Annotated in this window: 22 protein-coding genes and 1 pseudogene; 19 read left to right on the top strand and 4 right to left on the bottom strand. The window is 59.4% G+C overall.

All coding sequences use genetic code 11. The features are described 5' to 3' along the window. Positions 1–7 precede the first annotated feature (7 nt). Complete coding sequence (locus tag ACRRSD_RS00215) at positions 8–1,360, top strand: c-type cytochrome (RefSeq protein ID WP_435036594.1); 1,353 nt, start codon at positions 8–10, stop codon at positions 1,358–1,360. An 11-nt stretch (positions 1,361–1,371) separates the two neighbouring features. Next, the gene (locus tag ACRRSD_RS00210) at positions 1,372–2,394 is read left to right on the top strand and encodes an XdhC family protein (protein WP_435036593.1); all 1,023 of its coding nucleotides are present in this window, start codon (positions 1,372–1,374) and stop codon (positions 2,392–2,394) included. Positions 2,395–2,505: 111 nt separating this feature from the next. On the opposite strand, the pseudogene ACRRSD_RS00205 reads toward ACRRSD_RS00210, so the two are convergent. After that, positions 2,506–2,658 (bottom strand): annotated as a pseudogene (locus tag ACRRSD_RS00205) (hypothetical protein); the annotation flags it as partial. A 609-nt stretch (positions 2,659–3,267) separates the two neighbouring features. Here ACRRSD_RS00205 and ACRRSD_RS00200 point away from each other — a divergent pair. Beyond that, the gene (locus tag ACRRSD_RS00200; RefSeq protein ID WP_435036592.1) at positions 3,268–4,080 is read left to right on the top strand and encodes a DUF1206 domain-containing protein; all 813 of its coding nucleotides are present in this window, start codon (positions 3,268–3,270) and stop codon (positions 4,078–4,080) included. 59 nt (positions 4,081–4,139) lie between these two features. Here ACRRSD_RS00200 and ACRRSD_RS00195 read toward each other — a convergent pair whose 3' ends face one another. Beyond that, entirely contained in the window at positions 4,140–5,117 is a 978-nt protein-coding gene (locus ACRRSD_RS00195) for an NAD-dependent epimerase/dehydratase family protein (protein ID WP_435038562.1), read from the bottom strand. A 597-nt stretch (positions 5,118–5,714) separates the two neighbouring features. Here ACRRSD_RS00195 and rfaH point away from each other — a divergent pair. The 16 genes from rfaH to ACRRSD_RS00115 all read left to right on the top strand — a co-directional run bounded on the left by rfaH (position 5,715) and on the right by ACRRSD_RS00115 (position 24,609). Continuing rightward, positions 5,715–6,251, top strand: a complete 537-nt coding sequence (rfaH, locus tag ACRRSD_RS00190) for a transcription/translation regulatory transformer protein RfaH (RefSeq protein ID WP_435036591.1) — start codon at positions 5,715–5,717, stop codon at positions 6,249–6,251. Between the two features lie 37 nt (positions 6,252–6,288). Next, a complete protein-coding gene (locus ACRRSD_RS00185) occupies positions 6,289–7,449 on the top strand; it encodes an outer membrane beta-barrel protein (protein ID WP_435036590.1) in 1,161 nt (386 codons plus the stop codon). Positions 7,450–7,461: 12 nt separating this feature from the next. Next, complete coding sequence (locus tag ACRRSD_RS00180) at positions 7,462–7,995, top strand: polysaccharide biosynthesis/export family protein (RefSeq protein WP_435036589.1); 534 nt, start codon at positions 7,462–7,464, stop codon at positions 7,993–7,995. 2 nt (positions 7,996–7,997) lie between these two features. After that, positions 7,998–10,313 carry a GumC family protein gene (locus tag ACRRSD_RS00175; protein ID WP_435036588.1) on the top strand — a complete coding sequence of 772 codons (2,316 nt, stop codon included), beginning with the start codon at positions 7,998–8,000 and terminating at the stop codon, positions 10,311–10,313. 147 nt (positions 10,314–10,460) lie between these two features. Then, positions 10,461–11,852 carry an undecaprenyl-phosphate glucose phosphotransferase gene (locus ACRRSD_RS00170; RefSeq protein ID WP_435036587.1) on the top strand — a complete coding sequence of 464 codons (1,392 nt, stop codon included), beginning with the start codon at positions 10,461–10,463 and terminating at the stop codon, positions 11,850–11,852. 71 nt (positions 11,853–11,923) lie between these two features. After that, positions 11,924–13,264: a UDP-glucose dehydrogenase family protein gene (locus ACRRSD_RS00165; RefSeq protein WP_435036586.1), complete on the top strand. Its 1,341-nt coding sequence runs from the start codon at positions 11,924–11,926 to the stop codon at positions 13,262–13,264. Between the two features lie 12 nt (positions 13,265–13,276). After that, on the top strand, positions 13,277–13,981 hold the full coding sequence (locus ACRRSD_RS00160; RefSeq protein ID WP_435036585.1) for a WecB/TagA/CpsF family glycosyltransferase: 705 nt from the start codon (positions 13,277–13,279) through the stop codon (positions 13,979–13,981). A gap of 2 nt (positions 13,982–13,983) precedes the next feature. Further along, entirely contained in the window at positions 13,984–15,063 is a 1,080-nt protein-coding gene (locus tag ACRRSD_RS00155; RefSeq protein ID WP_435036584.1) for a glycosyltransferase, read from the top strand. Beyond that, positions 15,060–16,172 carry a glycosyltransferase gene (locus ACRRSD_RS00150; protein WP_435036583.1) on the top strand — a complete coding sequence of 371 codons (1,113 nt, stop codon included), beginning with the start codon at positions 15,060–15,062 and terminating at the stop codon, positions 16,170–16,172. The genes ACRRSD_RS00155 and ACRRSD_RS00150 overlap by 4 nt, the downstream gene beginning before the upstream one ends. Next, a complete protein-coding gene (locus ACRRSD_RS00145) occupies positions 16,169–17,482 on the top strand; it encodes an O-antigen ligase family protein (RefSeq protein ID WP_435036582.1) in 1,314 nt (437 codons plus the stop codon). Before ACRRSD_RS00150 ends, ACRRSD_RS00145 begins: the two co-directional genes overlap by 4 nt. 17 nt (positions 17,483–17,499) lie before the next feature. Then, positions 17,500–18,453 (top strand): glycosyltransferase family 2 protein, encoded by a 954-nt coding sequence (locus ACRRSD_RS00140; RefSeq protein WP_435036581.1) that lies wholly within the window; start codon positions 17,500–17,502, stop codon positions 18,451–18,453. 13 nt (positions 18,454–18,466) lie between these two features. Then, positions 18,467–19,885, top strand: a complete 1,419-nt coding sequence (locus ACRRSD_RS00135) for an oligosaccharide flippase family protein (protein WP_435036580.1) — start codon at positions 18,467–18,469, stop codon at positions 19,883–19,885. Positions 19,886–19,914: 29 nt separating this feature from the next. Further along, positions 19,915–20,970: a UDP-glucose 4-epimerase GalE gene (galE, locus tag ACRRSD_RS00130; protein ID WP_435036579.1), complete on the top strand. Its 1,056-nt coding sequence runs from the start codon at positions 19,915–19,917 to the stop codon at positions 20,968–20,970. Next, positions 20,967–22,433, top strand: coding sequence for a family 16 glycosylhydrolase (locus ACRRSD_RS00125; RefSeq protein ID WP_435036578.1), 1,467 nt, complete (start codon positions 20,967–20,969; stop codon positions 22,431–22,433). The genes galE and ACRRSD_RS00125 overlap by 4 nt, the downstream gene beginning before the upstream one ends. A 123-nt stretch (positions 22,434–22,556) precedes the next feature. Next, entirely contained in the window at positions 22,557–23,606 is a 1,050-nt protein-coding gene (locus ACRRSD_RS00120) for an acyltransferase family protein (RefSeq protein ID WP_435036577.1), read from the top strand. 100 nt (positions 23,607–23,706) lie between these two features. Beyond that, on the top strand, positions 23,707–24,609 hold the full coding sequence (locus ACRRSD_RS00115) for a bestrophin family protein (RefSeq protein WP_095118968.1): 903 nt from the start codon (positions 23,707–23,709) through the stop codon (positions 24,607–24,609). A gap of 42 nt (positions 24,610–24,651) precedes the next feature. Here ACRRSD_RS00115 and ACRRSD_RS00110 read toward each other — a convergent pair whose 3' ends face one another. Then, positions 24,652–25,431 (bottom strand): MetQ/NlpA family ABC transporter substrate-binding protein, encoded by a 780-nt coding sequence (locus ACRRSD_RS00110; RefSeq protein WP_435036576.1) that lies wholly within the window; start codon positions 25,429–25,431, stop codon positions 24,652–24,654. Further along, complete coding sequence (gene solA / locus ACRRSD_RS00105; protein WP_435036575.1) at positions 25,428–26,606, bottom strand: N-methyl-L-tryptophan oxidase; 1,179 nt, start codon at positions 26,604–26,606, stop codon at positions 25,428–25,430. The genes ACRRSD_RS00110 and solA overlap by 4 nt, the downstream gene beginning before the upstream one ends. Positions 26,607–26,671 lie beyond the last annotated feature (65 nt).

Below are 26,671 nucleotides of genomic sequence, written 5' to 3'. Positions count from 1 at the left end.
AGCGTCCATGAATAACAGCCGATTCGCAAGAACCGCTGGCTGGCTGGCCGTGCCATGCCTGGTCGCGGCAGGCCTGCTGGCCTGGTATGTCACTCGCGAGCCTGTCTCGCGCCTTGAAACCCATCAGATCGCCGTGGCCGACATCGACCCGGCGCTGGTCGCCCGTGGCGAATACGTCGCCCGGCTCAGCGATTGCGTGGCCTGTCACAGCGTGCCGGGCGGTGCGCCGTTCGCTGGTGGCCTGGAAATGGCCACACCGCTGGGCTCAATCCATGCGACCAATATTACCCCGGACACGGAAACCGGCATCGGCCACTACAGCCTCGCGGACTTCGACCGGGCGGTGCGCCACGGCGTGGCGCCCGACAGTCGCCGGTTGTATCCGGCGATGCCCTACCCGTCCTACGCCAAACTCAGTGACGATGATGTGCGTGCGCTGTATGCGTTCTTCATGAAAGGCGTGGCGCCGGTCAGACAGGCGAACATCCCGAGTGCGATTCCCTTTCCGCTGAACCTGCGCTGGCCGATCGCACTGTGGAACGGCGTGTTTGTCGACGCCGAACCGTATGCGGCCAAACCGTCGCAGGATGAACAGTGGAACCGCGGTGCTTACCTGGTTCAGGGCGCCGGACACTGCGGCAGTTGCCACACGCCGCGCGGCCTGGCGTTCAACGAGAAGGCACTGGATGAGACCGGCAAGCCGTATCTCGCTGGTGCATTGCTCGATGGCTGGTATGCACCGAGCCTGCGCGATGACCACAACACCGGCCTGGGCCGCTGGAGTGAGGCGGAAATCGTCCAGTTCCTCAAGACCGGTCGCAATAAGCACGCCGTCGTCTACGGCTCGATGACCGAAGCGTTCAACAACTCCACGCAGTTCATGAGCGATGACGATCTGAGCGCGATTGCCCACTACCTGAAGTCGCTTCCCGGGGATCGCGAACGGGATGGCGCGCCGTGGCAGTATCAAGCGGTTTCAGCAGCGCAACGTCTGGACTCGCCCGGTGCTCATACCTACGTGACGCGCTGTGCTTCGTGCCATGGTCTGGACGGCAAGGGCCAGTCCGAATGGATGCCGCCGCTTGCAGGCGCCACCTCGGCACTGGCCAAGGAAAGCGCCTCGGCGATCAACATCACCCTGAATGGTTCGCAACGTGTGGTGGCGGCCGGCGTGCCGGACGCCTATCGCATGCCGGCCTTCCGTGAGCAGCTGTCGGATCAGCAGATCGCCGAAGTGCTGACCTTCATGCGCAGCACCTGGGGCAATCAGAGCACAGCGGTTGATGCGCAGACGGTGGGCAAGTTGCGTGAACACACCGATCCGGCCAGTAGCAGCCCGATCATTCTGCAGATGCGCTAGAGGAGAGACGGATGGAAAGCATCGACTTGCTGGTCCTGCGCACAGCGCGGGACTGGCTTGCCGCTGGCGAACGTGTGTTGCTCGCCACGGTGGCGCGCACTTGGGGTTCTTCACCGCGTCCGACGGGGTCGATGATGGCTTTGCGTGACGATGGCCGCGTGGTGGGTAGCGTGTCCGGCGGCTGCATTGAGGATGATCTGATCCATCGCTACACCACGGCCCATGGCGGCAGCGCCTTTAGCGACAGCACGCCGCAAGTGGTGCGCTATGGCGTCAGTGCCGATGAAGCGCATCGCTTCGGCTTGCCCTGCGGTGGCACGCTGGAACTGATCCTTGAGTTCAACCCGGCGTGGCAGTCACTTGACGCGTTGCTGGGGCAACTGGACGCCGGGCAACTGGTTCGCCGTCGTCTGGCGTTGGAGTCCGGTCAGGTGATGCTCGAACCGACCGCGACGCCGGAACAGTTCAGCTTCGATGGCGCGCAGATGCTCAACACCTTGGGGCCGGGCTATCGGATGCTGATGATCGGTGCCGGCGCGCTGGCCGAATATCTGGCGACCATGGCGTTGTTCAACGGTTTCAAGGTGGCGGTGTGCGATCCGCGTCCCGAGTACATCGAGACGTGGGCGGTAGACGGTGTGGAGCGGATTGTCGGCATGCCGGACGACGTGGTCCGCGACTTCGCAGTCGATCTGCGCACCTGCATCGTCGCCTTGAGTCATGACCCCAAACTTGACGATCTGGCCTTGCTCGAAGCGCTCCACGGCCCGGCGTTCTACATCGGTGCGATCGGATCGCGGCGCAACAGCCAGTTGCGCCGCGAACGTCTGATCGAGCATTTTGGGGAAACCGAAGCGTCGCTTGAACGCCTGCACGGGCCGATCGGCCTCTACATCGGCAGCAAGACCCCGGCGGAAATCGCCGTTAGCGTGATGGCCGAGATTCTTGCGGCGAAAAATGGCGCCAGCCTGCCGAAAGCGTTTTCAATTGCCAGGGCCAAAGCGGTAGACCTCGTTCCCACCTCATCAGGCTAACCCCCAGCGAACACTGACACAGCGCCTCTGATCAATAGCGAATGCGCAAACAAAGAGGGCGCCTTGTCAGGCGCCCTCTTTGTTTATATTGCGTTCGGCAGGTAGAGCGGATCAGTGTGACTTCTTGGCTGTCGACGTTCCGGCTTTGCTCAACCCTTTCGAGTTGTGATCGCCTGGTGTCGTGTCGGAGATGGCCGTCGCTTTGGACACGCCGCGCGTATCTTTGGAATGGGCGATGCCTGAAGTCGTTGAGCCGTGACCGCTGTCACCATTGCGATCACTGCCATAGTGGTTACCGCTTTCGCCATGGTCGCGAGTGGCCTTGCCGGCATGATCACTACTGAGCCCATTGCCACGGCCGTTGCTGTTGGCGCCTCCGTGATCTGAGCCGCTATGGCCGCCGCCCGTACCGCCGCCGTGGCCACCGCCATTACCACCACCATTACCTCCGCCGCCGCCGGTGCCGCCGCCGTTGCCGCCACCACCACCACCACCACCACCACCACCACCACCACCACCACCGTCCTTCGCGTAGGCAGAGTTCATGGCAGAGAGGTCAGCAGGGAGTAATGGGGCGGCGGCAAGCATCATGGCGCAGGACATGACGGCAAGGAGACTCTTGTTCTTCAAAAGCATGATTGCTTCCATAGGGTTGATTTCGCAAAAGTTAAGACGCAATCCGCCTCTTATGGTTCAAGTCCTGCGACGGACGGAAGTCGCTGTTCACGGACCAATTTTGTGGGCAGAAAGTATGACTTGAACAATGGTCGCAGGACGTTATCGATCACCAGGCCCCCCGCAGTCTTCGACGGCTCATAGAACCCCTCCCGGCAAGAAGGGTCTGCTTCGTATGACCTCTCAGGAATACGTCCCATGTCCGCGCAACGCAACCTTGTCATCCTCGCTCGGGGAGGCTACGCCGCCCGGGGAATGCTGTATTTGATCATCGGCATCTTTGCGTTGCTGGCAGCCCATGATTCGACCAGACCGAAGGACAGTCACAAAAGTCTGGAAGCCTTGCTGGGTCAGCCATTCGGCTATTTTCTGGTGGGGCTTGTCGTGGCGGGGCTGCTCGCATTTGCTGCCTGGCGTGTCCTGCAGGCAACGCGTGATGTCGATCATCACGGCACAAAGCTCAAAGGTCTGGTGATTCGCACAGGGCTGTTGGTGGGAGGTTTGGTCAACGCTGCTCTGGCGTTCTTTGCATTGGGCCTGCTCATCAGCGGGATTAAAAGCTCAGGCGACTCCGCAGGACAGACCAAAGACTGGCTGGCGCATCTGCTGTCCTGGGAACACTCGAACTGGCTGGTGTACCTGATCGCCCTCATTCCGCTCGGGGTCGGCATTGCTCACATCTTCAAGGGCTGGAAAGCGACGTTCGAGAAGTATTTCGAGGCCGACGAGGATGTCATGCGCTACGTCCGCCCGGTCTCCCGGTTTGGTCTGATAGCGCGCGGAGTGGTGTTTATCGAGATCGCCTTGCTGCTGGCAGTCAGCGGTTCCACCTATCAAGCCATGGACCCACCGGGTATGAAGGAAGCGCTCGATGCGCTGCAGAATCTACCCGCTGGCTGGCTGATTTTGATAGTGATGGCCTTGGGGCTGATTGCCTTCTCGGTCTACAGCCTGTCTGAAGCTTTCTGGCGCAAGATCAATATGGATGTGCCGGGAGTCGCGAGACCGTAGGGTGAAATCCAGTCCCCATGGTGCTCGTCACCCCGTTAGCGGGGACGCTACTGTTTCGATCACACCCGATAATACTCGCGATACCAGCGTACAAACTCCGCCACACCCACCTCAACCTCGACCTGCGGCGAAAACCCGATCCAGTCTGCCAGCGCCGAAACATCAGCCCAGGTCTTGATGACATCGCCTGCCTGCATGGGCAACAAATTGCGCTGGGCTTTTATGCCCAATGCCGTCTCCAGACAGTCGACAAAATCCAGCAGCGCGATCGGCCTGCCACGCCCCAGATTAAAAATCCGGTGGCAGCCCTTGGCGTCCTTGTCTGGCATAGGCGGCTTCGGGCACAGGCGGACGATGCTTTCGGCAACGTCATCGACGTATGTAAAGTCCCGCGCCATCTGGCCCTGGTTATAAATATCAATCGGACGCCCCTGAAGGATCGCTTCGGTGAACTTGAACAACGCCATGTCCGGTCGGCCCCATGGCCCATAGACGGTAAAAAACCGCAGCCCGCTGGCCTTCAGACCGTAGAGATGGCAGTAGCTGTCGGCAAGCAATTCATTGGCGCGTTTGGTGGCGGCATACAGCGAAACCGGATGCTCGACCGCGTCATCGACGCTGTATGGCAGCTTGCTGTTGGCCCCATACACCGAGCTGCTCGACGCGTAGATCAGATGCGCAGGTGGATAGTGGCGGCAGGCTTCCAGCACATTGAGAAAGCCCAACAGATTCGATTGCGCATAGGCATCCGGATTGTCGAGCGAATAGCGGACACCCGCTTGCGCGGCCAAATGCACAACCTCGGTGACCCCCTGCTCTTCGAACAGCGCCATCAAGGCTGGCTTATCGACAATGTCCATGGTCTGGAAACGGAAACCTTTTAGCTTGCTCAACTGCTTGAGGCGCGCCTGTTTGAGTTCCACGCTGTAGTAATCGTTGAGGTTGTCGATGCCGATTACTTGATGGCCTTGCAATATCAATCGTCTGACCGTGTGATATCCGATAAAACCTGCAGCACCTGTAACAAGAACGGACATATTTGCCTCTCCAGCCAAGTCGCCAGGCGATTAGTTATAACGTTGGTCGACTTGCGGAGTCCAGACTTTATAACTTCGCCAGCTATGGGAATTAACGTCCGATCTAAATAGCGAGTGACGACTCTGAAGTGACAGTAAAGTTTCTAGCCTTCCGACAAAAGGATGACGCCTTAGAAAACAACAACCTGCGCACGAGTGCCATCACTAGCAGATAAATGGCGTGTTTTTTGACTGGGAACGTTTGACAGACCGCAAAGACTGGCCGATAACTACCAAGGTTGATTTTTACAGGGCGCGAGCAATCTTCTACTCGCGCCCTGTCGTTTCAGAGACAACTACTTAGTTACCTATCATTAAAGCTGCAATGCGCAGACCGTGCGGTAGCTTTGTCTTCGGAAAAGTTAAGCCGCGGCGTATTCGCGCGCACAATAGAGCATCACATCTCGGTTCAACGCACCTTAATGAAACGCTTTGTGATTCAAGATTGAAACAGCTCAGTGTTAATAAAATAAGAACAGACTTTCGCCACTTACCCTTACTTAGCCCTAATAGAGCTTCTGCCTGCATAAACTTTCGATCATTACAGAGTTTACCAGCATGCCAGTTATCAGCTCCGAACGTCCCTTTTGGTACCTCTTGCAATGCAAGCCACGTCAGGATGAGCGCGCTCACCTCAACCTGCTCCAACAGGATTACGTGGTATTCCATCCACAACTCCTCAGTGAGCGCATCATCCGTGGGAAACGACAGCGAGTACGCGAGTCGCTGTTCCCCGGGTATTTGTTTATCCAACTCAGTCGTAACGACAATTGGGGGCCCTTGCGTTCCACCCGCGGGGTCAGTCGTATCGTCGAATTCAATCACGGGCCGGCGACGGTGGCGGAGCACGTCATCGAACACCTGCGTGTGCGCTGTATCGAATCATCGCTGGCGGGGCCGGATGAGGCGCTGAAACCGGGGCAGAACCTGCAGATCGTCAGTGGCCCGCTGGCACCCTTGGAGGGCGTGTTTCTCGGGTTGCGCGGCAGCGATCGCGTGATGATCCTCCTGCAATTTCTTAATCGGGAACAATCCGTTTGCTTGCCACGCAGCGTCATCGAACGTCAACAACGCAACTTTCAAACCTATAACTAACCCCTTTTCTTATATGCCTATGCTCAGGAGCTATAACATGACCTTGAAGTCACGATGCCCTGTCGCACTGATGATGGCCTCTCTTTATCCCGGAATGGCGTGGAGTATCAATCCGCAAGCCATTGATGTTTACGGATTCGATTTCACGCCATCCTTTTTGTTTTCAGAAAGTTATGACGATAACTTTCGCGAAGTGGAAAACAGCAAGCAGTCAACGATGGTCACCAAGCTGGCGCCCTCCTTCGAGCTCAAGGCCGAAGACCGCAACAGCGCCACTCGCCTGATCTGGCAGCCCACGCGTTACATCTATCACGACGACTCGGATGCCTCGAACACCGCCCAGCGCGTGCGTGCCGACAGCATCATGGAGTTCACCGACCGACATCGTCTCAAGCTCGACGCTGAATACCGTAAATGGGAGCGCACCGAGTCGACGGCGGTCGAGGGCGTCAACGACAAGCTCAACAATAAACGCGTGGGGGGGCTCTACACCTTCGGCGCTAAAAGTGCCGACAACCAGATCGATGTCGGCGCCAGTTACGCGCAGCTTCGCTACGACAATGCCGACGGCATCAACGACGACAAGGAACGCAATACCACTGCCCTCACCAGCACCTGGTACCACCGCATCGGCAGTAATACCCGTGGCCTGCTGGAATATGACCACACCGACTTTGATTACCAGCAAGCCAACAGCCCGCGCAGCAGTAAGTCCGATGCGGTACTGGCCGGAGCCGTGTGGGATTTCACTGCACGTACCACCGGCAAAGTGCGCCTCGGTTATGAGCGCAAGAACTTCGACAACAGCGAATCCAAAGACCTCAACAACCCGACCTGGCAAGTCGACTTGCAATGGAAACCGCGAACCTATTCGACGTTTACCTTCGTCGCTCGGCAAGCCCTCGCCGAAGGTGACGATGGCGCTGATGCCGTGAAGTCGACGTTCACTCAGGTCGGTTGGCGTCACGGCTGGACCGAACGGATCACCACGGTGGCACAGGCCGGGTACGGGCGTTATGTCTACGAAGGCCAAAGCCGTACCGACAATCTTCAGGACTACAACCTCGCCGTGGTGTACGCGATGCGCCGCTGGCTGGATATCGAATTGGGCTATCGGTATCGCGACAACGATTCCGATGCCGACGATGAAAGCTTCACCCGCAACGTGTTCCAGATCAGTTTCAACGTCAGCCTTTAAGAGGGTTTCGACATGAACACACGCACGCTCGTCTTGGCGTTTGCCTTGTTTTTTCTACCTCATACCTTCGCTGCAGACCCCAGCACCCAATACAAACTGGCCGCTGGCGATGTGTTGCGGATCATCGTCTTCGGTGAGCCGGAGTTGAGCCTGAAAAAGATCCGCCTCAGTGATGCTGGCACCTTTTCCTATCCTTTTCTGGGCGAGATTTCCGCCAAGGGACTGACCCCCGGCCAAGTCGAAAAAATCATCGTCGACGGACTGAAGCAGGGATACCTGATCGACCCGAAAGTCAGCCTCAGCCAGATTGAATACCGGTCTTTCTACATCAATGGCGAAGTCAAGAAACCCGGCAGTTATCCGTTCGTGCCCGGCCTGACCCTGGAAAAAGCCATCGCCTTGGGCGGTGGCCTGACCGAGCGGGCTTCGATCAAACGCGTGACCATTTTGCGCGGCGATGGTGGCGCGACCCTCACCGATGACGTGACGCGCAACACCACGATTGCCCCCGGCGACACCATTTCCATTGCACAAGGCTTTTTCTAATCATGGACAACAGCCCTAGCACCTACGTCGAACGTCCTCTGCAAGCGCATCTGCATCAGCAGTACAGCGAAGACAAGGACACCCTTGACCTGTTAAAGCTCTGGAGAGTGATCTGGCGCGCCAAATGGAGCATCGCCTGGCTGGTGCTGGCGAGCGCTGCGCTGGCCGCGATTGTGGTCTCGAACATCACGCCGCAATACATCGGCAGCACCACCTTGCTGTTCAACGATAAGACACCGCCGCTGATGTCCTTTCAACAAGTCAAGGATTCGGGCGGCAACGCCACGGATTACCTGCAGACCCAGCAGGCGCTCCTGCAATCACGCGACCTTGCCGAACGCGCAGTGAAAAAACTCGGCCTGACCACCCACCCGGTCACTGACCCGCGCCAACAATCAAAGCCCTGGTTTACACCGCGCCAGTGGCTGGCGGATCTCGACCTTGATCAATGGATCCCGGGCCTGAGCCGCTTGATGCCGTTGAGCAAAAAAGAACAACCCACTGAAGAAGACGTCTTCAATCAGGTCACGCAGAACCTCATGCTGCACACCAGCGTCAAGTTCGTCGGCAAGAGCCAGTTGCTCGAGATCGAAGTCGAGTTGCCCGATCCGGTTCTGGCAGCCGCGGCGGCCAATGCGTTGGCGCAAGGCTTCACCGACAGCCAGCTCGACACCAGCGAAAAGTCCTCGCAAACCACCACAGCCTGGATGAACACACGGCTGGTGAAGTTGCGCGACAACTTGCGTGTCGCCGAGAAAAAGCTCCAGGGCTACCGCGAAGAGCAAGGTCTGGTGGACGTTGGCGGCGTTGCCACCATCAGTGCCAACGAACTGGAAATGACCGGCAATCGCATGGTCGATGCACGGCGTAACCGCGCTGAAGCCGAGAGCGAATACCGTCAGGCGAAGGCCTTGGGCAACGGTGATCTGAGCCGGCTCTCCAGCGTGCCTGCGGTGCTGAGCAATCCTTTGGTGCAGAAATTCCAGGCCGACCGCGCTGTGGCGCAAGCCAAGGTGGATGAGCTGGCGGGCCGCTATGGGCCAAAACACCCGAGCCTGCTTTCTGCGCAGACCGAATTGCGCACCGCCACCACCAGCCTGCAAATGCAGGTGCAGCAAGTGGTCGCCGGTATTGAACGGCAATACCAGCTCGCCACTGCCAGCGAAGCCTCGTTGCGTCAGTCGTTCAATAGCAACAAGGCGCAAATCCAGGACATTGCGCGCAAAGAGTTCCAGTTGCGCGAATTCCAGCGTGAGGTTGACAGCTCCCGCGCACTGTATGAAACCTTCGTCACCCGCCTGAAAGAAACCACCGCCACCGCCGACATGGACTCGACTAAAGTGCGCATCGTCGACCCGGCCATTGTCCCGGTCGATGCGAGCAAACCGCGTAAAACCTTGATTGTCGCGATCGTCGGATTGATCGCTGCGGTGATCGGCGTTGCCTTGGCGCTGCTGTTCGATAGCCTGAGCAATACCTTCAAAACCGACGAGTCGATTGAAAGCGCGCTGAACATTCCACTGCTCAGCGTCGTGCCACTGGTGACGAAGAAAACCCGTCGGCAGCTGGCGCGCTTGTTCGAGGATAACGACAACCCGCGCTTTTCCGAGACCATTCGCAACCTGCGCACCTGGTTGATGCTGCAAAGCAGCGAAATGCCCTCGCAGGTGGTGCTGGTAACGTCGACCGTTGCCGGTGAGGGTAAAAGCACCATTGCCAACAATCTGGCCAGCTCGCTGACGTCACTCGAACGTGTGCTGCTGATCGATGCCGACATGCGTCAGCCAACCCTGTCGCTGAACTTCGATTTCCCACCGGACAGCCCCGGACTGGCGAATGTCATTGCCGGCACCGCCCGGCTTGAAGACTGCATTGTCTCGGTGGGCAATCTGGACATGTTGCCGGCCGGCAAGGTCCTGCCGTCACCGCTGGACATGTTCGCCGCGCCGCGCCTGCCGTCGCCGGCCGATACGCTCAATCCGTTACAGCCACCGCCGCAGGATCTGCTCAGCTCACCGCGCATGGCGCGCATGCTTGAAGCACTGAGGTCGCGTTATCGCCACATCATTATTGACTCGCCCCCTGCGGAGATGATCAGCGACGCGCTGTTACTGGCCCGGCATTCCGATGCCGTGATCTATGTGGTCAAGGCCGACAGCACACCGATCAGCCAGGTGCAGCGCGGCCTGGCCATGTTGCAACAGAGCCATGTGCCGGTGTTTGGCACCGTGCTCAACCAGGTCGACCTGCGCAAGGCGCGCAAGTACGGCTATCACCACTCCCGGGCGTTCTATAACTACGATTTCGCGCCCAGGTAACACCAGGCGAAAACGCCAGCCGCTACGCCCCCTTCTGCCAACGCACAACCCGCTTCACCTCTGCCGAGCTACGGAATAGCCATCGGGCGACACGTCCTGTCCGTTCGATTGGCACTGATGCATGACTGCTGCCTTGAGGTTAAGCCCATGACGCCGCTCTATACCGCTCACCTGACGCACCGCCGAGGCCTGACCTTCTGGGGCCAGTGGCTGTGTGCGCTGTCGCTGGCCACGTCGCTGCTGATGTTGCTCGTGCATTGGCGCGTCGGCAGTCTGAACAGCGAATATCGCATCCTGATCATTCTCGCGGTGCTCGGTTCGGTGCCGATTTACAGCGTGATGCAGGTCTACCACAAACGCCATGGTCTGTTGGTCGGCCTGGGCCGATTGCTGGCGGCCTGGCTGATTCTGCTGGCCGTGCTGGCGGCGATTGCCTTCATTACCCAGACCAGCGCGATTTACTCGCGGCAGGTGATCATGGTCTGGGCGGTGCTCGGTTTCGTGGTTCAGGCGGCAAGCTTTCTGCCCCTGCATTACCTGGCCCGATTGCACTCGCGGCGGGTCTGCAAAGAGCGCCGTTCGGTGATCATCGGCACCTGCCCGACGGCTCATGAGCTGGCGAAAAAACTCTCGCGACCGAACCGCGCGCTGGTGCTCGGTTTCATCGCCGCCGCCGACAATAGCGGCCCGGCCCCGAGCATTCTGCCGCTGCTCGGCCACGTTGCCGCGATCCGCGAAATCATCACGCGTCTGGAAGTGCGCCGCGTCTATATCGTGCTGACCATGGCGCACGCCGCCACCATCGAAGCGCTGTACATCGACCTATTGGACATGAATGTCGACGTGGTGTGGATTCCGGATTTCGGCAGCATGGTGTTGCTCAACCATTCGATCTCGGAAATCGAGCGAATGCCGGCGATCTACCTCAATGAAAGCCTGATCAGCTCGCACCCGGCGAGTCTGTTTTGCAAGGACCTGTTTGAACGCAGCCTGGCCGGCGCGGCCATTATCCTGCTCAGTCCCTTGCTGCTGGCGGTGGCCGTCGCCGTCAAGCTCACCTCCGCAGGCCCGGTGCTGTTCAAGCAGGCCCGCCACGGTTGCAACGGTGAAGTGATCAAGGTCTGGAAGTTTCGTTCGATGCATGTTCACGACGATCGCGAGGTGCGCCAGGCCACCCGTGACGATGCCCGCCTCACCCCGATCGGCGGCTTCCTGCGCCGCAGTTCCATCGACGAATTGCCGCAGTTGTTCAATGTCGTGTCCGGACAGATGGCCCTGGTCGGCCCGCGCCCGCACGCCGTCACCCACAACATTTATTACACCGGCAAGGTGCGCGCCTACATGGCCCGCCATCGCCTCAAGCCGGGCATCACCGGCCTTGCCCAGATCACCGGGCATCGCGGCGAAACCGAGACGGTGGAAAAGATGCAGCTGCGCGTCGCCCAAGACCTCAACTACATCAACCAATGGTCGCTGTGGCTCGACATCAAAATCCTCATCAAGACGCCCTTCACCCTGTTTTCGAAAAACATCTACTGACCACTGCCCGACTGCTTGATCCCCGCCCTGCCCCTGCGTTGACAACCTTCACAACGAGCTGAGGTTTGACCATGAATGTGAGCGTATTCGGTATTGGTTACGTGGGCCTGGTCCAGGGCGCCGCACTGGCCGAGGTCGGGCACAACGTGCTCTGCGTCGATGTCGACGCGGCCCGGGTCGAGGCGCTGAAACAAGGCTCGCTGCCGATCTACGAACCGGGCCTGAAAAGCCTTGTGCGCGACAATTATCAAAGTGGTCGCCTGCGCTTCGGCACCGATCTGGCCGAGGCCGTTCACCATGGCGATGTGCTGTTGATCGCCGTCGGCACCCCGCCAGACGAAGACGGTTCGGCCGATCTGCAATACGTGTTGAGCGTGGCGCAGACCATCGCGCTGAACATGGATCGGCATCAAATCATCGTCGATAAATCCACTGTACCGGTCGGCACGGGCGATCAGGTGCGTGCGTGTATCGAGCAGGTGCTGGCTGAAAATGATCGCAGCCACCTGACGTTCGATGTGGTGTCAAACCCCGAATTTCTCAAGGAAGGCTGCGCGGTCGAAGACTGCATGCGCCCGGACCGGATCATCATCGGCACCGACAGCCCGCAGGCCGAAGCGGTGATGCGCGAACTGTATGAGCCGTTCAATCGCAGCCGCGACAAAATTATTGTCATGGACCTTCGCAGCGCTGAGCTGAGCAAGTACGCCGCCAACTGCATGCTGGCGACCAAGATCAGCTTCATGAACGAGATGGCCTGCCTCGCGGAAAAACTCGGTGCCGACATCGAAAAAGTCCGCCACGGCATCGGCGCCGACCCGCGCATCGGTTACCAGTTTATCTACCCCGGCGTGGGCTACGGCGGCTCGTGCTTTCCCAAAGACGTCAAGGCGCTGATCCATGCCGCGACAAGTGTCGATATCGACGCCCGACTGCTCAAGGCTGTAGAGGCGCGCAACCAGGACCAGAAGGCCAGTCTTTACAGCAAGATTTTCAATCACTTCGACGGCCACCTGCGCGGCAAGACGTTTGCCCTGTGGGGGCTCAGCTTCAAACCGAACACCGACGACATGCGCGAAGCGCCCAGCCGCGTACTGATGGAGGCTCTGTGGCACGCCGGCGCCAGCGTTCAGGCATTTGATCCCAAGGCCATGGAGGAGGCCCAGCGCCTGTATGGCGCGCGCGATGACCTGACGCTGGCGGGCACCAAGGAAGCGGCGCTGAAGAATGCCGACGCGTTGATCATCGTCACCGAGTGGCAAGCCTTTCGCGCGCCGGACTTTGACTTGCTCAGCCGACAGCTAAAACAACCGTTGATTTTCGACGGACGCAATCTGTTCGATCCGCAGCGTTTGAGCAAACGCGGCTTCACCTACATCTCCGTGGGGCGGCCAACCCCTTCAGTCATTTGAAGGAGCCGCGCCATGTTGCAGCTGGAACTGGTCGGGCATTACTCGGCGAAATTACTGGAGGCCAACCAGGCCTATTCCTTTATCAACTTTGCCTCCATCGGCAGCGTTTTCCAGCAAACCCCAAGCAGCGTCGCCTATTTCTGCGACGGCATGCTGATGTCGACCTTCATGTCGCGGGTGACCGGCAGGACGATTGGCCGGGTCAGTTTTGACTTCACCTCGATCGCTGACCTTGTCCTCGGCAGCGCCGAGCAACTGGGCAAGCGCGTGTACTTCGTCGGTGCCCGGCAAGCCGAACTGGAGCTGTTCATCGTCAAGATCAGGGCGCTTTATCCGCGGCTGACCATCGCCGGTTATCACAACGGCTATTTCGACGCCGCCGAAGCCGAAGACATTCGCGCTGACATCTGTCGCAGCGCCGCCGACATCCTCATTGTTGGCCTGGGCGCCGGGCTGCAAGAACAGTTCGAACAGGATGCCCTGCGCGCAGGCTTTCGCGGCGTTGCCTTCACCTGTGGCGGTTTCATCCGCCAGGAAGCCCTGGCCACGCGGCAATACTACCCGGCGCTGATCAATCGCCTGCACCTGCGCGCGTTCTATCGAATGTACCGCGAGCCGCACACGATCAAACGCTACCTCGTCGATTACCCCAGCAACTTCTTGCACCTGCTGACGATGCTCGCCCGGCACAAAGTCGCCATCAGTGTAGGGGAATGACCATGCACATCCTGTTTATCCTCAAGGATTTCAAGTTGGGCGGCGGCGTCGAGCGCGTGCAGCAACGGTTGTCCGAGCAGTTTCTCAAGGACGGTCGCCGGGTGAGTTTTTTCGTTATCAACGCAGACGTGCCAGATACGCCCGGTGTGCAGCGCTTCAACGGTGGCGGCAGTGGTCTCGTCGGTTTGCTCAAGTCCATCGTCCTGTTGCGTCGACTCATACAGCGCGAAGGCGTCACCCATCTCATCGCCGCTAAAGAGCAGGCCAACCTATGCACCTGGTTCGCCACCTTGGGCCGTTTGTGCAAAGTCATCTATTGCCGCCACGCGACCCTCGATTGCAGTGAACAAAACACCGGTCCCGCCAGCCTGCGCTTGCTCTACAGCTTGTACCTGTGTGGCAGCGGCAAGGTCGTCACCGTCTCCAATGCCTTGCGCCAGACACTCATCGAGTTGCTGCCCTGGGGTCAGCAGCGCATCCGTTATTGCCCCAACGCCGTGGTCACCGAACAACTGTTTCAAGCCTCACGGGCGCCGCTACCCGCTGGATTGCCCAGCGCTTACTGGTTGGGCCTGGGCCGTTTGGTCGAACCGAAAGGTTTTCACCTTTTACTCGATGCCTACGCACTGGCATTGCGCAGTGCAGCACTGCCAGATCTGGTGATCGCCGGCGACGGCCCGTTGCGCGACGCACTCACCGCTCAGGCCCGTCGTCTGGGCATTGCCCCGCGGGTGCATTTCACCGGGTTCCTGAGCAATCCCTATGCGCTGCTCCGGCACGCGCAACTGTTCATTTTGAGTTCCGTGCAAGAAGGCATGCCGACGGTATTGATCGAGGCGCTGGCACTGGGCACGCCGGTGCTGGCCAGCGATTGCGAAACCGGCCCCCGAGAACTGCTGGACAACGGCCGACTCGGCCAACTGGTGAGGGTCAACGATGTACCGGCACTGGCCGACGGCATGCTGCGCAGCCTGACACCTCGCGATGACGTTGCCTTCAGCGAAAGCAGGCTCACTGACACCCTGCGTCAGTACACCAGCCAGTACGCGGCACAGGCGTATTACCAGGTATGGAATCAATGAAAAAACTGCTGATTATCCTGCATGACCTAAGCGCCGGCGGGGCTGAAAAAATGATGGCGCGCCTGGCCGGAGCGCTGGTGGACGCGGGCAATGACGTGACCTTGCTGATGCTCACCGGCGGCGGCATTCACGCCGCGCACCTCGACCCGCGCGTGAAGAAGGTTGAATTGCACAGCCCGCGCAGCGTCCGTGCAGTGCCGGCACTCACGCGTTTTTTGCGGGCCAATCGCTTTGACGCACAATTGGCAGCCCTCACCCACGTCAACGTGGTGGCGATTGCGGCGGCGACGTTGTCCGGCACGCTGGCACGCCTGCACGTCAGCGAGCGCAATGCCTTTTCCCGTGACAAGCACGTCAACCCAGACTTCATGGTGCGCGTCGCGTACCTGCTGGCGCCGCTGTTGTATCGGCTGATTCCCAACCCGGTGATCTGTGTCTCGCGGGGTGTTGCCCAGGACCTGGTCGACACCACCGTGGCCCGCCGCCAGGACGTGACCATTGCCGATAACCCGGTGCTCGACAACGATTTTCGCGAGAAAACACCCGGCCTGCCCAGCCACCGCTGGCTGCAGGAAAAATCCGCCCCGGTGATTGTCGCCGTGGGTCGACTGGCGCCGCAAAAAGGCTTCGACACCTTGATCAGCGCGTTCGCCGCATTACCGGACAGCAATGCCCGCCTGATCATTTTTGGCGAGGGTGCACTCCGGCCCAACCTGCTGGAACAGGCGCGCGCACTGGGCGTGGCGGACCGCGTCGATATGCCTGGCTATGCCCATGCCCCGTTGGCCGAAGTCGCCGCCGCCGATTGCTTCGTGCTGTCGTCGCGCTTCGAGGGCAGCCCCAACGCATTGGTAGAGGCGTTATCCACGGGCACCCCGGTGGTGGCAACCCGTTGCCCCCATGGCCCGCAAGACATCCTCGTCGGCGGTGTGGTCGCGCCGCTGGTCGACGTCGACGATCCGCTCGCTCTCGCGCAGGCGATCACCCTGCAACTGGCCACACCGCGCAATCTGCAACGTGAATTGCGCTTGGAGGCCGCCGCCCGGTTCATCAATGCCAGCGCAGTGCAGACCTACCTCAAAGCGCTGATCGGGAGTCCGTCATCATGAGCACACTGGCGATCAGGTATTCGACCTTACGCGACGGCTTCACCTTGTTCGGCATCCTGTTCTACATCCAGGTGATTACCTTTGTCCTCGGTCTGGGCGGGGCCGCCAGCTTCGGCGATATCAACAAAGACCTCGAAGGCAACGTGGCCAACCAGATCTGCGGGCTGATCACACTGTTGGTGCCGTTATTCTTCTTCATCCGCAACAAGGTCTTCCTCAGCAAAACCTTTTATCGCAGCAACTTCTTTCTGTTGCTGTTCTTGCTCTGTGTCATCGCCTCGATCGGCTGGTCCCACGACCCGATGCTGAGTTTCAAGCGCTTTATCGCGATGCTCAGCATGGTGTTTTTCGCCGGTTTCATTGCCTACAACTATTCGCTGGAAAAAATCACCTTCATGCTTGGTTGCGCCATCGGCGTGGCGGCGTTGATCGGCTTGATCCTGGCGGTGGTCATGCCTGATGTCGCGTTCTTGTCCGGGGGGATTCGCGACGGTGCCTTTAAAGGGATTTTTGCCGAAAAGAATGCCGGTGCGCGGCTCAACGCGATCGCCATCCTGTTATTGCTACCGATGATTCGCCGCCGCAATCACTGGGCGCTGTTCTGCGCGTTTTTCTCGCTGGTCGCGATCTTGCTCGCGCAGTCGGCGACCGGGGTAGCGCTGATTGTTTCCGGGACGATCAGCTACTGGTATTTCCTGACCTTGATCCGTTTGCGCGTCAATCATTCGCCACTGATGTTCCTCGGCTGCACCCTCCTCTACCTGCTGGTGTGCCTGTTCCTCTACAGCAACTTTGCGGTGCTGCTGGAAATGGCCGGTCGCGACCCGTCACTGACCGACCGCACCCTGATCTGGGAATTGCTCGGACCCTTTATCGACGGGCAGTTCCTCAAGGGTTACGGCTTCGGCGCCTTCTGGTCCAGCCCCGATGCCGATGGCTTCATTACCCGTTGGGGTTATATCGGTAACGCCCACAGCGGTTACGTCGAAACCCTGCTCAACGGCGGTGCCATCCAACTGACAGCGCTGGCCCTGATGTTTGGCGAAGCACTGCTCAAGCAATACCGCGCCGTTACCGCGAATCAAACGGCGCAGTTTCGCGCCAGTGCGCTGGTGATCATCGGCTTGTTCGCCGTCACCAATTATGTGGCGTACGTGATCCCCAACTATCGCTCCGCCGAGTTTCTGGTGTTCTGCACCCTGGCCCTGTCTTTCCGCCATCACCTCGCGGTCTACCCCGAAACCTCAGCGGCAACGCAGCGTCAGCGTGTGTCTGGCAGAGCACTGCCGCGCGATTCAGCCAACGCCTAACCCAAGGAGAACCACCCGTGCCCAATCAAGCCCTTCCTTCCGTGGATTCAGTGTGCGTCGTCATCCCGATGTACAACGGCGCCGAAAGCATCGAGCAGACATTGGCGTCGCTGGTCGGGCAAACCCGCCTGCCGGATCACGTCATCGTTATTGACGATGGCTCCACCGATGACGGACCACAACGGGTCCGAGACTTCGTCGCGCCGTTTCGCCTGACGCTGCTGCAGCAAGCCAACGAAGGCCAGGCCAGCGCGCGTAATCACGGCATGCGCCACTCGCAAGAAACCTTTGTGGCGATGCTCGATGCCGATGACCAGTGGCACCCGCAAAAGCTCGAGCTGCAACTGGCCCTGTACGAAGAACTCAGTCGTCAGGGCCGGCCGGTGGGGTTGATCGACTGCTACGCGCAGGTCAATTACAGCGACGGCCGGCGGCAACTGGACAACCGGCGCAAAAGCGGCAGGCACTTCTACGACTTCATCCACGCCAACGTCGTCAATGGTGTCTCCACCGCGCTGGTCAGACGCGAGGTGATCATGCAGCTCGGCGGTTTCGATGCCAGCCTGCGTTACTCCGAAGACCGCTACATGTGGACGCGGATCGCCGAACACTGGGAGGTCCACACGGTGCCGCAGGTGTTGCTGGAGCGCACGGTCAACGGCGGCAACATGACCGCGCAACCGAAGAAGTACTACCAGAACAAGATCCATTTCATTGAGGTGTACCTCGCCCGCTACGGCGAGATGCTCAGCCAGCAACAACGGATCGATTTCGTCCTGAGCAACCACACCGATTTTCTCGAAGCATTTTCCCGGCGCGGCGAGCATGACCAAGTGCTCGGCGTGTACCAGCGAATGCTCGATTGCTCGTGGCAAGCGCTGATTTTCGCCAACGGCAAACCGACCTTGCGCTATCTCTATGCCCGCGCCAGAACATGGCGCAAGGCAACGGCGTCAACCCCGGCTCATTGAATCGGTAACCGCCATGGCCAACCACCGCCTGGTGACATTGAGCTGGATCTTCACCGAGAAATTCGGCCTGATCCTGCTGTCGATGATCACCTTTGTCGTCTACGCGAAGCTGCTGTCGCCGGCCGAGCTGGGTGTGGGCACGATCATCATCGCCATCGTCGAGTTGATTGGTCTGGTGTACTCATCGGTGCTGGAAGATCCGCTGGTACGCCTTGAACGGCTGGAAGACAAACACATTTCCACGGCTTTCTGGGCCGGGGTGCTCGTCAGCCTGGCGTCGATTGTCATCATCTCGCTCGCGGCATTCCTGTACACGCCCGACCCGCTGCTTCAATGGCTGACGGCAGTGGCCTCGGTGAAAATCCTGTTCACCATGATGGCGCGGGTCTATGTGGCGCAAATGCGCCGTAGCGGCAACTTCAAGATGCTCGCGTCGCGCACGTTACTGGGCAAAGTCGCGGGCGGCGTCGGCGGCATCGCGGTGGCGCTGTGCGGATGGGGGGCGTGGGCAGTGATTGCCCAGGCGCTGATCATGGAATGGGTGTCGATCATTGTCCTGATGGGTGCAGATCGGCGACGCATCGCGTTTGCCATCGACCGGACGGTCTTGCGTGAGCTGTTGCAGGCCGGCGCACCGGTTGCAATCAATTCACTGAGTTCACAAACCTTGCAGCGCGGCGTCAACGTGGTGCTGGGGATGACCGCCGGGGCGAACGCGGTCGGCATGTTCAACATGGCGATGCGCATCATCGAACTGCCGCGCACGGCGATTTATAACGGTTTGCTGAGTTATGCGCTGCCGGCGTTCGCCCGACGCAGTGCAGAACCCCAGCGCCTGCTCGGGATCATTGGCGACTCGACCGCCGTCAGCGGCTTCGTGTTGACGCCGCTGTTCATTGGCCTCGCGCTCACGGCCAACGACCTCATCCTGTTGATCTTCGGCGCCAAGTGGGCTGACGCCATTCCGCTGTTGCAAGTGCTGGCCTGCACGGCGGCCATCGGCAACACCGCCATGTACGCGACCACCGCACTGGTGGCCGTCAACCGCAGCCACCTGACGATCAAGGCGGAAGTGCTCACCACGGCCCTGGCACTGGCGCTGGTCTACAGCCTCGGCAACGTTTATGGCGGCATGGCCGCAGCCGGCGCTCTGCTCACGCGCATGCTGCTGATCACGCCGCTGCAGATCCGCGGCCTCAACCTGGCCATCGGTTACAGCTGGCGCCGGTTTGTCGAGGCCAATTACCGCAGCGTGATTGCCTCACTGGTCATGGCCGCGACCGTGCTGCTGGTATCACCGCAACTGGGCCTTCAAGGCTACTTGCACCTGATCGGCAACATCGTGCTGGGCGCGCTGAGCTACGCCGTGGCGTATAGCCTGATCCACCCGCACTGGCCGCAGGAATTCAAATCGGTTTTCACCGCCCGCTGATTCAGTCCCTGAGACAGGAAGACCTCACCATGCGCAAAACCACGTTGATTACTGGCGGGGCCGGTTACATCGGCTCGCATACCGCTTTGGCGCTCATCAATGCCGGGCACCGGGTGCTGGTGCTCGATAACCTGTGCAACAGCTGTCAGGAGTGCATCGCGCGCCTCGAACAACTGACTTTGACCCGGATCGATTTCATCAAGGGCGACATCCGTGATTCCGAGCTGCTGGACGACATTTTCCGGCGCTACGACATCGATGCCGTGGTGCATTTCGCCAGCCTCAAGTCGGTAGCGGAAAGCGTGCGCAAGCCGCTCGACTACTACGCCAACAACGTCGCCGGCACGCTTGACCTGTGCCGGGCAATGGCGCGCAACAACGTGTTCCGTCTGGTGTTCAGCTCATCGGCCACGGTGTATGGCGAGCCGACCCGTACGCCGATTGCCGAAGACTTCGGCACCGGCAAACCGGTCAATCCCTATGGCCGCACGAAGCTGATGATCGAAGAGCTGCTGACGGATTTGTGCGACTCCGATCCGCGCTGGAGCATTGGCTTGTTGCGCTACTTCAATCCGATTGGCGCCCACGAAAGCGGGATGATCGGCGAAGACCCGCGTGGCCGCCCGAACAACCTGCTGCCGTGCCTGACCCAGGTCGCCATTGGCCGGATACCGGAACTCACGGTGTACGGCAGCGACTATCCCACCGTCGACGGCACCTGCGTGCGCGACTACATCCACGTGGTCGACCTTGCCATTGGCCACCTCAAGGCACTGCTGGTGTTGCAGCACAACCACGGCATCCATTTCTGGAACCTCGGCACGGGTGTCGGCTACAGCGTGCTGCAGATCATCCACAGTTTCGAGGACATCACCGGTATCAGCATTCCCTACCGCTTTGCACCGCGTCGCGAAGGTGACATTGCCAAGTGCTGGGCCGACCCGGCCAAGGCCGGACGCGAGCTGGGCTGGACCGCGCAACGCGACCTGCAGCAGATGATTGTCGATGCCTGGCGCTGGCAGTCGTGCAATCCGCAGGGGTATCAGTCTTCCTTCGAAATACCCGCGCTGCTTGCCTTCAAATGATGATTAAACGATCGTTGCCGGGACTGCTGCTGTGGCTATCACTGGCGTGCAGCGCAGCACCTGCGCCCCCGATTGCCGGGCTGGTGCTGTGGCTGGACGCGGCCGATGCGTCCAGCCTGACCCTGAATGCGCAGAATCGCGTGCAGCGCTGGAGCGATAAGTCCGGCCAGTCCCATGACGCGATGGTCGACGAAGGCGCCGAGCAGCCGCAACGCCTGGAAAACGCCGTGAATGGCCATGCGGTCGTGCGTTTCAGTGGTACTTCGGCGTTTCTGGGCAAAAGCATTCGCAGCGCAAAAGGGCCTGTCACGGTGTTGATCGTGTCCCGCCGGTTACCCGAACAAGCCGGGGTCGATCCGTGGCAACGGTTGTTCAGTTCACGTGCGCAAACCGCCCACAACGATAATGTGCTGCCCAACTTCGCCATCAGCCTGGCGCAAACCACCGCGTATGAACCGACGGTTTCCGTCCTGGAACTGCACGATGTGCCGATCGGCCCGTATGCGGTCGGGCGCAATGCCGTCGGCACGTCAGAAAACTTTCGCGGCGATATCGCCGAGGTGCTGGTTTACGACCGGCCGTTTGCGTCCCTCGCAGAGCGCCAGCAGGCTTTCCAGTACCTTGCGCACAAATGGTCGGTGGCCGTTCCTACCCACGCCGATACGTGGACCCGCGTCGGTCCGCTCGGCAAAGTTCCGACGCATCAGCACGCCTATCTGCCGCTGTCCGACCAGGCCAATGCCGGGCGCTGGGCATTCAACACGACGCTGTCCGACGACTTCAACGGCAGCAGCCTCGACCCCGCGCGCTGGCACGTCAACAATGCCATCGGCAACGAATCGCTCGGACGCAAACCGGCGCTGTTCACGCCGCGCAATGCCAGCGTCAGCAACGGCCATCTGAACATTGTCTTTCGCAAGGAACCCTTGCCGCAGAAGTACGTCGAGCTCGGGTTCAAGGATTACACCTCAGCCATGGTCCGTACCCGTGAACGCGGTTTCTACGGCTACTACGAAGCACGCGCCAAACCGATGAACTCGGCAGCGTCGAGCGCATTCTGGCTGGCGTGGACGGGCATGGCCGACAACGCCACCGAGATCGACATCTTCGAAATTGGCGGCAAGACAAAAAACGCCGCCTCGGACCGCTCCTACAACATGAACGCCCACTTATGGGCCACGCCGCAAAGTAAAGAACACATCGCCAACGGCAGCACCTGGATCAGCCCCTGGCGCCTGGCCAGTGACTTTCATGTCTACGGCTTCGATTGGCAGCCCGACACTCTGCGCTGGTACGTCGATGGCGTGCTGGTCAGGGAATCGAAGAACCGCCACTTCTTCTTCCCGATGCAGATCGTCTTTGACAGTGAGGCCATGTGGAAGTGGTTTGGCGTAGTCGATGACGCGGATCTGCCATCCACCTTCGAGGTCGACTACATCCACATGTGGCAACGCGGTCCTTAACCGTCACACAACGCCGGGACAGTCGATGCCCCTCCTGCTGCCATAGCTTTCGCCTTGGGTCGAATTTCACTCGGCAGGGTCGTCAGTTCTCGATCAGCGCTAACACGTCCGGAGCGCCCATACATGAACAACCGACGACTGAATGAACTGGACTTGCTGCGTTTCCTGGCAGCGCTCGCCGTGGTGATTTTTCACTACGCGTTTCGCGGTTATGCGCGGGGCGACATGTCGGTCATGCCCTATCCGCTACTGGCCGAAGTGGCCAAGTACGGTTACCTGGGCGTGGAGCTGTTTTTCATGATCAGCGGATTTGTCATCCTGATGACCGCGTCGAGCAACAATCTGCAAGTGTTTTTCATCTCCCGCGTGGTGCGCCTGTGCCCGGCATTCTGGGTGTGCTGCACGCTCACGTTTCTGATCACATTGGCCTTCGGGCAGCCCAGATTCAGCGCCGATGTCTATCAATACTTGATCAACATGACGTTCCTTGGCGACCTGATCGGCGTCCCGCCTATCGACGGCGTGTACTGGTCGCTGTTTGTAGAGATCAAGTTTTACCTGATGATCTCGATTCTCCTGGCCTTCAAGAAAATAGACAAAATCGAACCCTGCCTCGTGCTCTGGCTACTGGTGTCGGCCACGGCGGAAGTCCTCGCTTTTGAAAAGCTGCGCTCGATTCTTATCACCGATTACGCGGCCTATTTCATCGCCGGTGCGACGTTCTACCTGATCTGGGCGAAAGGTATGACAAAACCGCGCATTGCCTTGGTGGCGGGAGCATTGGCCTTGGCCACCTTCACCGCTATTACCTGGGCCGAGTCGATCGAAAGCAAGTATGCGACGGAGTACGATCCCTCGATCATCGGCAGCGTCATTATCGTGTTCTTCATGACCTTCCTTCTGATCGCAACCAACAAAACGGCCGCCATCGGCCAGATGAACTGGACATCCCTGGGAGCCCTCACGTACCCGCTTTACCTGTTGCATCAAATGATCGGTTTCATCATCTTCAACATGGCCTATCCGGCGGTGAATTCGCACCTGCTGCTCTGGGGCACCGTGGCTTTGATGATCGCTGCGTCCTATGTCATTCACGAAAAGATCGAAACCCCAATGGCCAGACTGATGAAAAGGTCCCTGTCATTTTCCTTCAATCGTGTACGGGCCGATTAGCCGGCGGCGACGAAAGCTGAAGCGTTTTAGCGAACCTTTCCCCTGAAAACAGCGTCCGAGCTAAGGCGTTATCGCTTACCGCTCGCCACGAGGTTTCCGTTTGAAAGCAGCCATCGTCAGAAAATACCGTTTGATCATCAAGACTCTGGGCTACGTCGGCTGGGCGTTGTTCTGGCTGTTGCTCTGGGACATTGCCGTCACCGTCGACTTCATGCTGTTCCTCAACGCCAAACTGAATCTGCCATTGATGCCCTTGACGTTATTGGGTTCGGCATTGATCGTGCTGATCAGTTTCCGCAACAGCAGCGCTTACAACCGTTGGTGGGAAGCACGCACGCTGTGGGGGTCGATGATCAACAATTCGCGCAGCTTCGCCCGGCAGGTGCTGACGTTGCTGGATGATCCCGATGGCGAGGTCAATCCGGTCAAGTCGACCCTGTTGCGCCGCCACGTCGCCTATGTGAATTGCCTCGCCGCGCATCTGCAAGGCCAGCCTTGCCCTGAGGAAGTCCGCGCGTTTATTCCCGCCAATGAATTCGCGCGCAGTGGCACGACCAATAACTTTGCCAACGATATCCTTACCGGTTCGGCGACTTTGCTCGCTCGGGAGTACAAGGCCGGGCGTCTGGACAGCATTCGTCTGGCACGACTGGAATCGACGCTGGTGGACCTGTCCAACAGTCAGGGTGGCATGGAGCGGATTGCCAATACGCCGCTGCCCTACCCTTATGTGTATTTTCCGCGACTGTTTATTTCGCTGTTCTGCCTGATCGTGCCGGTCGGTCTGGTCGAGTCACTGGGTTGGTTTACGCCGCTGGCCTCGACCGTGGTCGGCTTCATGCTGCTGGCCATCGAGCGCATCGGCACCGATCTGCAAAGCCCGTTTCGCCACAGCGAACACCAGATTCAGATGGAAGCCCTGTGCGAAACCATCGAGAAAAACCTGCAATCGATGCAGCGGGATTCGTTGGGTGACGTGCGTCGGATTGAAGAAAACGCTTGAGACGTCGGGAACCATCAGGGTGTCTGATGGTTCCCGAATCAATCAGAACGCCGGCACCACATCACCGTGATAACGCTCAAGAATGAACTCCTTCACTTGCGGTGAGTTAAGCAATGCGCCAAGTTTCTGCACCGCCGGCGCGCTGGCCTTGTCGCGACGCACGTACAGGTAATTGGCGTACGGCGACTCCGAGCTTTCGATAAACAGCGCGTCTTTGTGCGGCACCAGTTTGGCTTCCAGTGCGTAGTTGGCGTTGATCAACGCCATGTCGACCTGATTCAACACCCGTGGCAGCATGGCCGCTTCGAGTTCCTGGAACTTCAGATGCTTGGGATTACTGACGATATCCAGGCGCGTGGCCATGATGTTGTCGGGATCCTTCAGGGTGATCAGGCCTTGTTTGGCGATCAGCAGCAGCGCCCGACCGGAGTTGGTCGGGTCGTTGGGAATGGCAATGGTCGCGCCATCCTTGAGTTCGCTGATGTTTTTGATCTTCTTCGAATAGGCGCCGAACGGTTCGATGTGCACGGCGACGATCGGCACTTGATCGCTGCTCGGCCGGTCTTTTTTGTAGGCCTCGTAATACGGTTTGCTCTGGAAGTAATTGGCGTCAAGCAAGCCTTCATCCGTCTGCCGGTCGGGCTGGATGTAGTCCGAGAACACTTTGACATCCAGCGTCACCCCTTCCTTGGCCAGCTCCGGCTTCAAGAACTCGAGGATCTCGGCATGGGGCACAGGCACCACGGCGATTTTCAGGGTTTCGGCATAGGCATTGCCCATGGCGGCGACCAGCAGTGCTACGGAGAGCGCGACGCGTTTCACGATAGTTTTCCTTCGAAGCGTTTCAGGGAGAAAGAGGACAGATCCAGGTCGCTCGAGCCGCGCATGCACCACTGGGCAAACGCTTCGCCGAGCGCGGCGGAATGCTTGAAACCGTGCCCGGAGCACGCAGAGACGAACAGGGTGTGCTGCAACGACGGATGCTCGTCGATGATGAAATGCCGGTCTGGCGTCACGGTGTAGGCGCAGACCGCAGACTTGAGGACTTTCGAGGTCAGGCCGGCGATGCGGTCTTGCACTTGATGCTCGTACATCTGCTGCGCTTCGGCCGCCGAAACCGTACGGTCGATGGCCTGCGCGGACGTTGAGGTGTGGTACTGCGCGGTGGCGATTTTCATGCTGCTTTCGCCGGGTAGTGCGGGAAACCCATAGTTGATTTTGTCGTCGCCGCGACCGTGGGTGAAGATGAACGTGGGTGAGTGACCGACCAGTCCGGCGTTCTCTTCCAGCTCGAACCAGAACAGCTTCTGCCGGTAAACACTCAGCAGGTTCTCATACGGTGCACCGAGCAGTTCGCCGTTCCAGTTGCCCGCGCTGATCACCAGTTTGTTGGTAAACAGCGTGCGCCGGTCCGTGGTGACGGTGACACCCTCCTCGTTCGAGCTGATCGCCGTGACGGTCTCGCCTTTATAAAGCGTCGCACCGTGTTGCTCGGCCAGTTTGAGCTGCACATCGATGCAGCGTTCCGGGCGCACGAAGCCGCCACCCGGTTCGAAATAGCCGATGGCCGAGTCGTGCACGTTGGCGAACTGCGGGAAGCGCTGGCGAATCTGTTCGGCGGACAGCACTTCGTGCTCGATGCCGTAGGTCTGCGCCAGGCCGATGGTGCGCAGGGTGAAGTCGGTTTTGTCCTCAGGATCAAATTCGGCGCTCGACGTCAGCACCAACAGACCCGATTGCTCGAACAGCGATTCCCCGGTCAGTACCTCCAGCTCACGCCAAATGCGATTAGAATTGCGCACGATGGGCACATATTGCGCGCCCTCGCCCACCGAAAGCCGAGTAATGCGCGTGTCGCCATGGCTGGAACCGAGGTTGTGCAGCGGGTGATAACGATCAATACCGACAACGTTCACTCCCGCTTTCGCCAGCTGATAAACCGTGGCGGCACCCATGGCGCCCAAGCCCAGAACCACCACCTCACATCGCTCGGACATAACTAGACACCTATCAAAAAGGCGCCAGTTGAGCGGTAAACGGTAGTGAATTCCAAGATTAAAAA

Source organism: Pseudomonas neuropathica (genome assembly GCF_051174785.1).
Classification (GTDB): Bacteria; Pseudomonadota; Gammaproteobacteria; order Pseudomonadales; family Pseudomonadaceae; genus Aquipseudomonas; species Aquipseudomonas neuropathica_A.
Note: the sequence above shows the minus strand (reverse complement) of the source record. Positions and strands in the feature narration are given on the sequence as shown.